Origin of the sequence: Kocuria dechangensis, from assembly GCF_014636775.1 — a bacterium.
Lineage (GTDB): Bacteria > Actinomycetota > Actinomycetes > Actinomycetales > Micrococcaceae > Kocuria > Kocuria dechangensis.
Genome location: NZ_BMEQ01000005.1, coordinates 111,971 through 124,061, shown reverse-complemented (window position 1 = coordinate 124,061; position 12,091 = coordinate 111,971). Strand labels below are relative to the sequence as shown.

At 76.0% G+C, this 12,091-nt stretch carries 11 protein-coding genes; 2 read left to right on the top strand and 9 right to left on the bottom strand.

Annotated features, from left to right (window positions below; genetic code table 11):
* Positions 1–99: 99 nt before the first annotated feature.
* From IEW07_RS06900 to IEW07_RS06885, 4 genes are all read right to left on the bottom strand, one after another.
* Positions 100–2,454, bottom strand: coding sequence for a coiled-coil domain-containing protein (locus IEW07_RS06900; RefSeq protein ID WP_188535593.1), 2,355 nt, complete (start codon positions 2,452–2,454; stop codon positions 100–102).
* 112 nt (positions 2,455–2,566) lie between these two features.
* Positions 2,567–3,238, bottom strand: a complete 672-nt coding sequence (locus IEW07_RS06895; RefSeq protein ID WP_188535591.1) for a response regulator — start codon at positions 3,236–3,238, stop codon at positions 2,567–2,569.
* The gene (locus tag IEW07_RS06890) at positions 3,232–4,668 is read right to left on the bottom strand and encodes a sensor histidine kinase (RefSeq protein ID WP_188535589.1); all 1,437 of its coding nucleotides are present in this window, start codon (positions 4,666–4,668) and stop codon (positions 3,232–3,234) included. The genes IEW07_RS06895 and IEW07_RS06890 overlap by 7 nt, the downstream gene beginning before the upstream one ends.
* Positions 4,566–5,594 carry a lysylphosphatidylglycerol synthase domain-containing protein gene (locus IEW07_RS06885; RefSeq protein ID WP_188535587.1) on the bottom strand — a complete coding sequence of 343 codons (1,029 nt, stop codon included), beginning with the start codon at positions 5,592–5,594 and terminating at the stop codon, positions 4,566–4,568. Before IEW07_RS06885 ends, IEW07_RS06890 begins: the two co-directional genes overlap by 103 nt.
* Positions 5,595–5,689: 95 nt before the next feature.
* Between IEW07_RS06885 and IEW07_RS06880 the strand changes: the two genes are divergently transcribed.
* Positions 5,690–6,457, top strand: a complete 768-nt coding sequence (locus IEW07_RS06880) for a CDP-alcohol phosphatidyltransferase family protein (RefSeq protein WP_188535585.1) — start codon at positions 5,690–5,692, stop codon at positions 6,455–6,457.
* Here IEW07_RS06880 and IEW07_RS06875 read toward each other — a convergent pair.
* From IEW07_RS06875 to IEW07_RS06860, 4 genes are read right to left on the bottom strand one after another with little or no spacing between them, the layout of a single operon-like run.
* Positions 6,450–7,376, bottom strand: coding sequence for a class I SAM-dependent methyltransferase (locus IEW07_RS06875; RefSeq protein ID WP_188535583.1), 927 nt, complete (start codon positions 7,374–7,376; stop codon positions 6,450–6,452). The two genes, IEW07_RS06880 and IEW07_RS06875, sit on opposite strands and share 8 nt — an antisense overlap.
* A gap of 2 nt (positions 7,377–7,378) precedes the next feature.
* Positions 7,379–8,521, bottom strand: coding sequence for a glycosyltransferase family 4 protein (locus IEW07_RS06870; protein ID WP_229741625.1), 1,143 nt, complete (start codon positions 8,519–8,521; stop codon positions 7,379–7,381).
* On the bottom strand, positions 8,518–8,937 hold the full coding sequence (locus IEW07_RS06865; protein ID WP_188535581.1) for a 6-pyruvoyl trahydropterin synthase family protein: 420 nt from the start codon (positions 8,935–8,937) through the stop codon (positions 8,518–8,520). Before IEW07_RS06865 ends, IEW07_RS06870 begins: the two co-directional genes overlap by 4 nt.
* 13 nt (positions 8,938–8,950) lie before the next feature.
* Entirely contained in the window at positions 8,951–9,967 is a 1,017-nt protein-coding gene (locus tag IEW07_RS06860) for a zinc-dependent alcohol dehydrogenase (protein WP_188535579.1), read from the bottom strand.
* A gap of 137 nt (positions 9,968–10,104) precedes the next feature.
* Here IEW07_RS06860 and IEW07_RS06855 point away from each other — a divergent pair, with 137 nt between their 5' ends.
* Complete coding sequence (locus tag IEW07_RS06855; protein WP_188535577.1) at positions 10,105–10,638, top strand: alpha/beta fold hydrolase; 534 nt, start codon at positions 10,105–10,107, stop codon at positions 10,636–10,638.
* On the opposite strand, the gene IEW07_RS06850 is transcribed toward IEW07_RS06855, so the two are convergent.
* Positions 10,631–12,076, bottom strand: a complete 1,446-nt coding sequence (locus IEW07_RS06850) for an FAD-binding oxidoreductase (RefSeq protein ID WP_188535575.1) — start codon at positions 12,074–12,076, stop codon at positions 10,631–10,633. The two genes, IEW07_RS06855 and IEW07_RS06850, sit on opposite strands and share 8 nt — an antisense overlap.
* Positions 12,077–12,091 lie beyond the last annotated feature (15 nt).

Genomic DNA, 12,091 nt, shown 5'->3' with positions numbered 1-12,091 from the left:
GGTCCCCGGCGGGACCGGGACGGGCCCCGGATCGTCCGATCCGGAGCCCGTCCCCGGTCGGCGGCACGGCACCCGCTCACCGGTGCCGCCGACGACGGCTCAGGCGACGCAGCCGCCGAGGGCGATCGTGCTGTCGATGGCCTTGATCTGCTGCTGCAGGGCGCCGAGCTGGTCCTCGAGCTTGTTCACGACCGCCGCCTGGGCGCTGATCGCGTCCTTGTTCTGCTTCTTGACCGCCTGCAGCTCGGCGAGCTTCTTCTGCGCCGCGGTGACCTCGCCGTCCAGCGTCGTCACCTGGGTCTGCAGTGTCTTCAGCTGGGACTCCGCGGCGGAGATCTCGCCGTTGACCTTGTTCAGCTGATCCAGCAGCGGAGCGACACGGCCCTGCAGGGTCAGGACCTCGGCCTCCTTCGCGGCGATCCGGGTGTTCAGGGCGGTCACCTCCGCCACAAGGGCGTCCATCTCGGTGTTGAGCGCGGTGATCTCGTCCTGCTTGACGGCCACCGACCTGGCGGCGTCGTCCGCGGCGGCCTGCAGCGCCGGCAGGTCCCCCTGCAGCGTCGCGAGCTCGGCCTTCTGGGCCGCGACGGCCGCGTCCGCGGCCTCGAGGTCCTTCGTGGCCTCCGCCAGTTCGCCCTGCAGCCCGGTCAGCACCGTCTTCTGCTCGGCGATCCTCTGCTGGGCGGCCTCGGCCCCGTCGGTGAGCCCGGGCAGGGCGGCCTCGAGATCGGCGAGGAGCTTCTCCTGTTCGGCGACCTCGGCATCGGCGGCGGTGACGGCCTCCTGCAGCGCCGGGAGCGAGCCCTCCAAAGCGCTCAGCCGCGCCTGCCCGGCCGTTACCGCCGTGTTCGCCTCGGCCACGGCGGTCCGGAGCGCGGGCAGCTTTCCTTGCAGGGCAGTGACCTCGGTCTGCTTCGTGGCCACCGCGGTGTTGGCCGCGGTCAGCGAGGCCTGCAGCGGGGCGACCTGCTGCTGCAGGGCCGCGCTCTCCTGCTGCTTGGCCGTGAGCTGCTGGGACAGGGTGCTCACCTGGCTCTGCAGGGTGGTCAGGTCCCCCTGCAGCCCGGAGATCTGCGTGCTCTTGTCGCTGATCTGGGTGTTGACCGTCTGCAGCTCGGCCTTGTAGGCGTCGATCTGCCTCTGTCGCTCCGCCTTCACGGTCGGGCTGCCGCCCCTGATGGCCTCCAGGTCGGCAATCTGCTTCTCCAGCTCTGCCTTCCGGGTCTGCAGCGTCTTCAGCTCCTCCTGGGCCTTGGTGAGCTCGGCCTGCTTGGCCGTGATTTGCGCGGTCGCTGCCTCGAGGTCGTTCTGGATCTCGAGGATCTCCGCGCCGACCGCGGCGATCTTCGCCTGGTTCGCAGCGGCGGCGTCCGCAGCAGCCTTCGCTGTGGCCCCCAGCGCGGCCAGCTCACGCTCGGCCGCGGCGACCTGCTCCTGCTGGGCGGCCAGCGCGTCGGCGGCGGTCTTCGCGGCGTCCTGCAGCGCGGTCAGCTCGCCCTGGGTCCGGGTGATTTCCGTCTGCTGCGCGGCCAGAGCGTCTGCGGCAGTCCTCGCGTCGTTCTGCGCCACGGCCAGGGCCGCCTTCGCCTCGGTGATCCTCGACTGCTGGGCCTCGAGGTCGGCCTGGGCCGCGGTGCCGGCGCCCTCCAGTCGCTTCAGCTCCTCCTCGGCCGCGGCGACACGGTCCGTGGCGGTGCTGACAGCAGCACCGGCCTTCGCCGCGGTGTCCTCCAGCGTGGTCAGCCGGCCCTGGGTGGCGTCGATCTGCTCGTTCTTCGCGGCGACGGCGGCAGCGGCCGTCGTGGCGGCGTCCTGCAGGGTCGCCAGTTCCGTCCCGGCGGCGTCGATCTGCTGCTGCTTGGCGGCGGCGTCCGTCGTCGCCCCGGCGGTCTGCTCCTTGAGGCCGTCGATCACCTGCTGTGCGGCCTTCAGGTCCGCCTCCACAGGGGCCAGCTTCTCCTGCAGATTGCTCTGCTGCGTCTGCAGTTCTGCGAGGGCCTTCTCGGCGGCGGCCACGGCGTCAGCGGTCTCGGTGCGCTCGGTGGTCAGCGCGGCCATCTCGTCCTCGGCGGCCTGGATGTCGGTGGCCAGCTGCGCGTCCTTGGCATCGACGTCGGCGATGGCCTTCTGTTCCGCGGTGATCTTCGCCGTGAGCTCCTCGGCCTTCTTCGCCAGCGCCGCCTTCTCGGCCTGGAGCGTGGCGATCTGGTCCGCGTTCTTCTTGGCGGCCGCCTTCAGCAGGTTCTGCTGCACCGTGCCGCGATGGGCGGTCTGGTTGACCACGCCGGTGCAGATCCCGCTGCTCGAGGTGGCCGACACCGGTGCCGCCTGCGCCGGGCCGGCCAGGACGGCCCCGCCGAGCACGGCGGAGACCGCCAGGACCGCGACCGCACGGCCGGACGCCCACCCGAACGAGCGGTCTGACGGCGCGACAAAATGATGTGACACAGACATGGTTCTCCCCCAAATTTCTCGACCGTCCCCCCACGGGCCGGCCCCACCACGAGTCTGCATGTTTCTGAACGCAAACGGAGATTGCGAAGCGTTCAAATATGTAAACGCACCGTCACCCGGCGTCGCCGGGAAGGGGTTCGTCCTCCCTCAGCACGCGGAACGCGCTCTCGCGGTCCTTGACCCGGAGCTTGCGCAGGACGGCCGAGACGTGGACCCGGACCGTCGTCGGGGAGACGAACAGCTTGTTGGCCGCCTCCTCGGTGGAACGCCCCTGTGCGAGGAGCTCCATGACCTCCCACTCGCGCGGGCTCAGCCTGGCCGCGGCCTCGGACTTCCGCCGGAGGACCCGCCGGCCGGGCGCCCGGAACTCCTGCAGCACGCGCGTGACGAGCGCCGGGGACATGGCCGCCTCCCCGGCGAGCACCCCGCGCAGGGCGTCCGGCAGGACCGCCGGGTCGGTGCTCTTGAGCAGATAGCCCGCCGCGCCCGCCCGCAGGGAGTCGAAGAGGTCCTCGTCGTCGCCGGACTGCGTGAGCATCACGACCGCGGTCTGCGGCAGGGTCCGGCTGATCCGCTCGGCGGCCCGGATCCCGTTGCCCGGCATGTGGATGTCGAGCAGCGCCACGTCGGGCCGGTGCTCGGCGGTGAGACGCACGGCGTCGTCGGCTCCGGCGGCCTCGGCGCAGACCTCGCATCCGCCCTCCTCCAGCGCCTCCCGGATCCTCGCGCGGATCCGGGCGTGGTCGTCCGCCATCACGACCCTGAGCCGGTCCTGCGCTACCACGTCACCGTCACCACGCTCCCGCCGCCCTGTTCGGAGTGCACCTCGAAGGAGCCGGGCAGGGCACGGGCCCGGTCCCGCATGCTGATCAGACCATAGCCCGCCCCGGGCCCCGTGGCGCGGGCGACGTCGAAGCCGTCGCCGTCGTCCTGGACGACCAGGCGGCGGAGACCGCCGTCCGTGGTGAGCCGCAGGCACAGCCTCGCGGCGCGGCCGTGGCGCACCGCGTTGGACACCGCCTCCCGGGTGATGCGCAGCAGGGCGTGCCGCTGGTCCGGATCCGCGCCGACGGAGTCGTCCACGTCCACCTCGAGGTGGACCCGGTACCGCTGGGCCAGCTCCCGCGCCGCGCGGTGCAGCACGAAGCCCAGCGGCTCGTCGTCGCCGTGCCCGAGGGCCTGCACCGCGGCCCGGGCCTCGTCCAGGCCGCGGTCGCAGGCGGCGAGGATGCGTGCCCTGGGCGGGGCGTCCGTCGGCAGGGCATGGCCCTCCATCCGGATCAGCGAGAGCTCCTGGACCACGCCGTCGTGCAGCTCGCGCGCCAGCCGGCGCCGGTCCTCCAGCACCGCCGCCCGGAAGTGCGCGTCCCAGTACTGCTCGATCTCCCGGAGCGCCCCGACCAGCAGCAGCAGGTAAAAGCCGGTCCGCAGCACGTCACCGGTGTAGAGCCAGTCGGTGTACAGCGAGGGGAACAGGACGTAGTTGACGCGGGCGCAGGCGGCCAGGGCGCAGGCCGGTCCCAGCCAGCGGAGGAGGGGATCGGCGTGCCGCGCCGCGCGCGCCGCGAAGGCGGCGGAGGCCACGAGGAAGCACAGCGCCGACAGGGCCTGCCCCGCCAGGAGCAGGGGGTGGCCGGTGAGGACCGGCTGCTGGGCGGCCAGGGCGGGACCGGCCCCCTCGAAGGCCACGGGCAGCCGGGCCCGGCCGGCCCACAGGGTCAGGGACGCCACCACGACGAGCACCAGGGGCACGCCCACCGACCACGGCCACGAGGTGGAGCGGGTGCGCCGCGCCGGGTCCACCACCGCGGCGGCCACGATGAGGGCCGCCCCCGCGACGCGGACGGTCAGGGGAAGCCAGACGTCCAGCGTCCCCTCGCGGTCCCCGTCGAGGGCCTCCGCGGCACGGCCCAGCCCCAGACCCGCCACCGCCAGGAGCACCAGTCCCTGCGCCAGCAGCAGGTCCTGGAGCCGTCCCCGGCGGAGGAGCCGGCCGTGGAGCAGGTACGCCGCGAGGAGGGCCACGCACGCGTCGACCGAGTCCAGCACCAGGTGCACGGAGGGGTTCCGGTAGCCGAACAGCACGTAGGGGCTCCACACGACCAGTCCGGTCACGGCGAGGCCGACGACCCATCCGGCGATCGTGGGCCTGACGGCTCGCCGGAGGACCGCCCCTCCGGGGCGGGTGTCCACGGACGCCGTCGAGAGCCGCATGGATCGGATTCTAGGTCCGGCGACGCGGCGCGCCCGGCTGCCCCGGCCGGGACGCGCGCCGCCGGCCGGAGCCACCGCAGCAGCACGACCGCCCCGGGCGCGGCGGAGACCAGGGCCAGCAGGCCGTAGGCCAGGGAGATCGCGAACCCCGTCTCCCCCGGCAGGCCGTGGGCCGCCGCGGCCAGCGTGGTGATCCCCTCCCGCGGCCCCCAGCCGCCCACGCCGAGCGGGACGGACATCCCGGCCAGGCCCAGCACGGAGATCCCCCACAGGTCGGCGCGCGCCGCGCCGGGAGCGGTCCGCACCGCCGCCACGAGGAACAGCCCCTGGTAGCAGGCCCAGACCAGCACGGACAGCCCCCACACGGCGGCCCGGTCCCGGGCCCGCGCCCCGCGCGTCGCGCGCCAGGCGAGGGCGCCCACCACCAGGGCCCCGGCGCCCAGCCCGACGGCCGGCCACACGCCCAGGGTGAGCGCGGGGACCACCCCGGCCGCCAGCATCACCGACGTCCCGGCCAGCCGTTCCCCCGCCACGGAGATCCCGGCCTCGGGGATGCTGTCCCCCAGGCGCCGGCGGCGCAGCACCCGCACGGCGTCCCCGGCCACGCCCCCGGGCATCAGCAGGTTGACGAGCCCCGCGGCCCAGCACTCGGCGAGAGCCTCCCCGGGGCGGATCCGCACGCCCCGGGAACGCGCGACCAGGCGCCAGCGCTGCGCCTGCGCGGCCGTGGCCGCGGACCCTGCCGCGAGCGCGAGGGCGACGGTGCCGGGCCCGAGCACCCCGAGGGCCGCGCCGATCGAGCCGGGGCCGAACGCCCGGAACAGACCGACGAGCACGCCGAGCCCGACGACCGCCTGCACCCCGGCCAGGACGATCCGGCGCCCCGGGACGGGGGCGGAGCGCGGGTCCGGCGCGGCGGGCGGCATGGCCGCAGTGTAATGGGCGGTCCTGCGCGCCCCGCCCGATTGACGCCCGCGCGCGGCCCGTCCAGGATGGGTCATCCGATCCGGAGGAGGACCCGATGGCGCTGGCCCGTCCCGCCGACCCGCGCGCGTCGGCCCGCCGGGACGGCGCCGCCGCGCTCGTCGTCACCGCGGCGGCCGTCGCCCTGGTGGGGGTCGTTGCGGGCGCGGGCGCCGTCCCGGCGCTCGTCGCCGGCGTCCTGGGCCTGGCCGTGGTCGGGGCCGTGGTCCGCAGCACCACGCACCGCCGCGCGGAGCCCTACGGCCCGGCGGACCGGGTCACGGTGGCGCGCTCCGTGCTCGTGGCCGTCGCGGCGGCGCTGCTGCCCCTGGGCCTCGCGCCCGTGCTCGGCGAGGCCGCGGCCCGTCCCTCCGCCGCCTGGTGCTGGGCGCTGTTCGCCGTGGCGCTGCCCGCGTGGCTGCTCGACGGCCTCGACGGCTGGGTCGCCCGCCGGACCGGCACCGCCACGAGCGCCGGGGCCCGGTTCGACCAGGAGGTGGACGCCGTCCTGATCCTGGTCCTCGCCGTCGCCGTGGCCGCACGGCTGGGCCTGCCCGGGGCCTGGTGGGTGCTGGTGATCGGGGCGCTGCGCTACCTCTTCCTCCTCGGCCTGCGCCTGCGGCCGGGGTGGCGCCGGCCGCTGCCGTACAGCTCCTACCGGCGGACGACCGCCGGGATCCAGGGCGGGACGCTGCTGGGCGCACTGGTCCCGCTGATCCCGCTGCCACTGGCGACCGCCGCCGTGGCGGTGGCCCTGGCCCTGCTGGTCGTCTCGTTCGGGCGGGACACCGTGTGGCTCGAACGGCGGGCGCGCGGCCTCAGCTGAGCCCGTCCCCGGCCTCGTCCCCGGTCCCGGTGCCGTCCCGGCCGCAGGGCAGGGCCAGCAGGTCCGCGTGCCCCACGGTGGCGCGCAGCCTCCCGCGGGCGCAGTCCACCAGCCGGGTCCGCAGCCAGGCGTGCGCCTCGGCGGTGAGGTCGGGGCGGTGCTCCGCGGCGGCGTCCGCCCGGTCGGCGAGGAAGCGCTCCAGCAGGGGCCGGGCCCACGGCTGCTCGGCGATCCACCACGGGGTGGGCTGCACGTCCACGGCCATCCCCTGCTCCTGCAGCGCGGCGGCGGCCAGCGCGACCGCCTCCGGGCCGGCGAGCTCGCCGCGCAGCTGGTGGTCGTCGAAGGCGCCCAGCACCGGGGCGTCGAGGTGGTGGGGCGGGTCGAGGTGCACCTCGCCGTCGACGGTGAGGGCGAACAGGGCCGGGACCCCCGCGGCGGAGAGCACGCGGGCCAGCTCCCGGATCTGGTCCCGGCTCAGCAGGTCGAGCAGCGCGGAGCACGTCACGAGCCGGCGGGGCGCCGGGTGCTCGGCCAGCACGCGCTCGAGCGACTCCACCCCGGCGTGGACGGGGACGACGTCGGCCCCCTCCTCCCGCGCGGCGGCCACGGCGTGCTCGAGCAGGCCCCGGTCGTGGTCGAGCAGCACCCACCGCTGCGGGCCGGGCAGGTGCCCGGCGAGCCAGGCCCGGTTGGCGCCGGTCCCGGCCCCGATGTCGACGACGAGGACGGGCGCGTCCTGTCCGGCCTCCTCCGGCCCCTGCCCGGCCCAGTGCCGGACGAGCCGGTCGGCCAGGGAGCGGGAGTGCTCGCGCGCGGCGGCGTCGGCGGGCTCGCGCAGGGCCAGCCAGTCCCCCGCGATGGGACGCTCGGGGACGGGGTGCTCCGCGGCGGGATGCTCGGCGACGGGACGTTCCATGGTCACAACCTCCTGGTGTCGGACGGTGGGTCGGTGTGCGGGGCGTGCGGGCCGGCGGCGGGGACGGGCGGGCGCAGCGCCGCCAGGACGTCGCGGGCGGTGTCCTCCCACGTGCGCAGCCCGGCGCGGCGGACCAGGGCGCGGCGCCGCCAGCGCTCGCGCAGGGCGGGGTCCGTGAGCCACTCGTGCAGGACGGCGGTCCAGGCCGCCGGGTCGGCGCTGTCGAGGGCGGCGCCGGCCCGGTCCCGGGCCGCGCCGGTCCCGTCCGGGGCGCCGTCGAGGGCCTCGACCGCGCCCGTGCCCGCGGGGACCACGGCGGGGATGCCGTGGGCGAGCGCCTCGGCGACGACCATCCCGTAGGTCTCGGCCGTCGAGGAGAGCACGAGCAGGTCCGTGGCCTCCCACTGCGCCTCCAGGGCCGCGCCCGTGAGGGGGCCGGTGCGGCGCACCCGGGCGGGGTCGGGGAACGCCTCGACCGCCTCCTGCAGCGTGCGGACGTACCCGGCGGGGCCGGGCGCGCCCACGAGGTCGAGCGTCCAGTCCAGGCGCACCAGCGGGGCGAGGGCCTCCAGCAGCAGCACCTGGTTCTTGAGGGGGGTCAGCGAGCCCACGCAGGACAGCCGCGGCGGGGCCGAGCCGCCCGCCACCGGGACGGGCCGTGTGCCGGGCACCGCGACGGCCGCGCCCTCGGTCCCGTAGCGCCGCCGCAGGTCCCGGGCGGCCCACGAGCTGGTGACGACCACCCCGGTCGCGGCCGCGAGCGCGGCGGCCTCCCGCCGCCCCAGCTCCTGCGCCTCGGCGGGGCCCAGCCCGGTCTCGGCCGGCAGCGGCAGGTGCAACAGGACGTGGACGGGCACCCCGCAGCGCACGGCGTCGTCGACCACCTCGGGGGCCGCGCAGCCGACCAGGCCGTCGAGCAGGACCGTCCGCCCCGGCGCGGGCTCGCCGAGCGCGGCGCGCAGGCGGGCCCTGGCGGCCGCGTCCGGGTGGGGCCAGCTCCCGGCGACGGGCACCGTGCGGGCCGCGCGGCCCAGACCGCGCAGCGCCGCCACGAGGCGGAGGTCGTAGAGGGACCCGCCGGTCGGGCGCCCGTCGTCGGGCATGACGACCTCCAGGACCCCGGCGCCGTCCCCGCACGTGCTCATCGGGCGGGGGCCGGCCCGCCGCGCTCGCTGAGCACGGGCAGCTCCAGGGTGTAGGACGCCCAGGCGTCGGGGTTCTCCCGCAGGGTCACGGTGAGCCGCTCCAGGCCGGGGACCTCCGCCGCGCCCGCGGCCAGCCGCTCGGCGATGTGCTGGGCGAGGACCTCGGTGGTGGTCAGCCGGCCCTCGAAGTCCGGGTGCTCGTCGAGGTTGCGGTAGCGCAGCCCGTCGAGCACGCCCGAGAGCAGCCGGGAGGCCACGCCGATGTCCATGACCACGCCGTGCTCGTCGAGGACGGGCCGCGCCCACGTGGTCTCGACCGCGTAGGTGGCCCCGTGCAGGTGCTGGGCGGGGCCAAAGAAGGGGTCGGGGAGGCTGTGGGCGATCATGATGTGGTCGCGGACGGTCAGGGTGAACACGGGGCTCCTCGGGTCAGGGGGTCGGTCGGTCGTAGGTCACCACGTGGCACAGGACGTCCGAGCGCGGCTCGGCGAGCCGGACCATCGTCCCGGGCAGCTCCTCGAAGGGCGAGGAGCCGGAGAGCAGGGCGTCGAAGCGGGGGTCGCGCAGGGCGTCGAGGGCCGTGGCGAGCCGGTCGGCGGTGGTGCGGCGGGCGCGGCGGGCGGCGGCGACGGCGCCCACCTGGCTCGCGCGGATCTGCAGCCGCCGGGCGTGGAAGTCGGCCCCGAGCGGGACGGAGGGGTCCTCGTCCCCGTACCAGGACAGCTCGATGAGCTCGCCCTCGTCGCCGAGCAGCTCGAGGCCCCGGGCGAGCCCGGCCGCGGTGGACGAGGCGTGGACGACGACGTCGCAGTCCCCCGCGGCGTCCTCCGGGACCACGTGCTCGACGCCGAGCCGCCGCGCCAGCTCCCGCCGGGACGGCTGCGGGTCCACGAGCTGGAGGCGCGCGAGGGGGAACCGGGCCAGCAGCGCGGCCGCGCACGCCCCGATCATCCCGGCGCCGACCACGGCCACCCGGTCCCCCAGGCGGGGCGCGGCCTCCCACAGGGCGTTGACGGCGGTCTCCACGGCGCCGGTCAGCACCGCGCGGTCGGAGGGGACGTCGTCGGGCACGGGGGTCACGGCGGAGGCCGGGAGGACGTAGCGGTCCTGGTGCGGGTGCAGGCTGAACACGCGCCGGCCCAGCAGCTCCTCGGGGCCCTCCTCCACCACGCCGACGGCGAGGTACCCGTACTTCACCGGGCCCGGGAACCCGCCCTCCTGGAAGGGCGCGCGCATCCGCTCGCGCACCCGCTCCGGGACCATCCCGCGGTGGACCAGCGACTCCGTGCCGCGGCTGATCCCCGAGCGCAGCGCCCGGACCACCACGTCGCCGGGCCCGGCCGGAGGCAGCGGGGCCGTCCGCAGCTCGCCCCGGCCGGGCTCCACGGTCCAGTAGGAGCGGGCCGTGCGGTCCTGGGCGGCAGGCGGCTGAGCGGCGTCGGTCATGGTCCCATTGTGTCCATCCCGCCCCGCCGGGGACAGCCGCGCCGCGCGGCGCACGGACCTTGACAGCCCGCGGGACCGGCGAGGACAGTTCTGTACCAATGGCGCACGCCGTCCCCGCCCCCGTCCCGAGGTGCCCCATGGTCCACCGGATCCTCTTCCTGCACGGCGCCGGGCCTCAGCCGGACCCCGGCGCGAACCCGGTCCTGGAGGCCGTGCGCCGGCAGTGGCCGGACGCGGACCTCATCGCCCCCGAGCTGCCCCGCCCCGAGGACCCCGACCCGCAGCTGTGGCAGGACGCCATCGGGAAAGTCATCCGGGCGATCCCGGACGAGCCCTGGGTGATCGTGGGCCACTCCCTGGGCGGGTCCGAGGCCCTGCGCTTCCTCTGCCACCGCATCCCCACCCTCCTGCAGCGGGTGATCACGGTGGCCGCGCCCGTCTGGGACGCGGCGGACCCGGAGTGGGGCCACGCCGGCTTCGCCCTGCCGCCCACCGCGGGCCGCACGCTCGCGGACCTGGAGATCTTCGTGGTCCACGCCGAGGACGACGAGGTCGTCCCACCCGCCCACGCGCACCGGCTCGGCGAGCGCCTGCCGTCGGCGCACGTGGTGATGCTGCCGCAGGGCGGGCACCTGCCCACGGAGTGGACCGGCCAGGGCCTGATCAGCTGACCGGCCCGCTCCCGGTCTCGGGCGGCGCGGGGAGCACGTTGTGGTTGAGCCGGAAGAGGTTCTCCGGGTCGTAGCGGGACTTCAGGTCCACCAGCCGCTGGTGCTTGGCCCGCCCGTAGGACCGGCGGGCGGTCTCCGCCGGGTCGAGACCGTGCTCGGCGCCGAGGAAGTTCACGTACTCGCCGTGCTCGGCGAACGGCTGCATCCGGGCGTGCACCGTCCGGGCGAACGCCGTCAGCCGCTCGTCCTCGGCGGGATCCTGCCAGAAGCCGTAGACGTTGAGCCAGAACCGCGAGGACCGGTTCGGGAACGCGGTGGCCTCCTCCGGCACCCGGCCGAAGGCGCCCTCCAGGTGGTGGATGTCGATGCCCGTGCCCGGCCACGTGATCTCCGCGGCGACGTCCACGAGGGCGTCGACGACCTCCTCGTCCAGGCGGGAGAACGACACGTTCTTCCAGTAGCCGCGCGCGCCCTTCGGGAAGACGGTGTCCATGGCGCTCTGCCACGCGGTCCACGGCGTGGCCCCGATCTCCTCCGCGTCCGGCGGGGCCTCCGCCCGCAGCCGGTCGACGAGGTCCATCCCCGCCGAGTGGTCCTGGGACGCCCACGCGAAGCCCACCATCAGCCACGGCTCGTCGCCCATCCCGAAGTCGGGCGGCAGGACCATGACCGTCACGATGGGGTTCATCTCGTCCGGCAGCCCGCGCGTCCACCGGTCGAAGGCGGTCAGCGCCTGCTTCCAGTGGGGACGGCGGTAGAACAGGTTCCCCGTGAGCACGGGGCTCGGCAGCCGGCGGGCGCGGAACGTGAAGGACGAGACCACGCCGAAGTTCCCCCCGCCGCCGCGCAGGCCCCAGAACAGGTCCTCGTTCTCCTCCTCGCTGGCGTGCAGGTGCTCCCCCGCGGCGGTGACGACGTCGGCGGAGTCCAGGTTGTCGATCGTCAGGCCGTTGCTCCGGGTCAGCCAGCCCACCCCGCCGCCGAGGGTCAGCCCGGCCACGCCCGTCATGCTGATCACGCCCACGGGCACCGCGAGCTCGTGGCGGGCGGTGGCGCGGTCGAGGTCCGCCAGGAGGGCGCCGGGCGCCACGCTCACCAGCTGGTTCGCGGGGTCGACGACGACGTCGCGCAGCCCGCCGAGGTCCAGCACCAGGCCGCCCTCGACGGTGCCGTGGCCGGCGATGTTGTGCCCGCCGCCCCGCACCGCCAGCGGCAGGCCGGTCCGCCGGGCCGTCTCCAGGACGGGCGCGATGTCCGCGACGGAGCCGGCGCGGACCACGGCACGGGGGTGCCGGTCGATCATGCCGTTCCACACCCGTCGGGCCTCGTCGTAGCCGGAGTCTCCCGGTTCGAGGAGCGTGCCGGCCAGGCGCTCCCGCAGCTCGTGCAGGACGTGGTCGACCGTGGTCCCCGGGTGCTGCTGGTCCGTGGTGTTCATCGCTCTCGCCCCCGC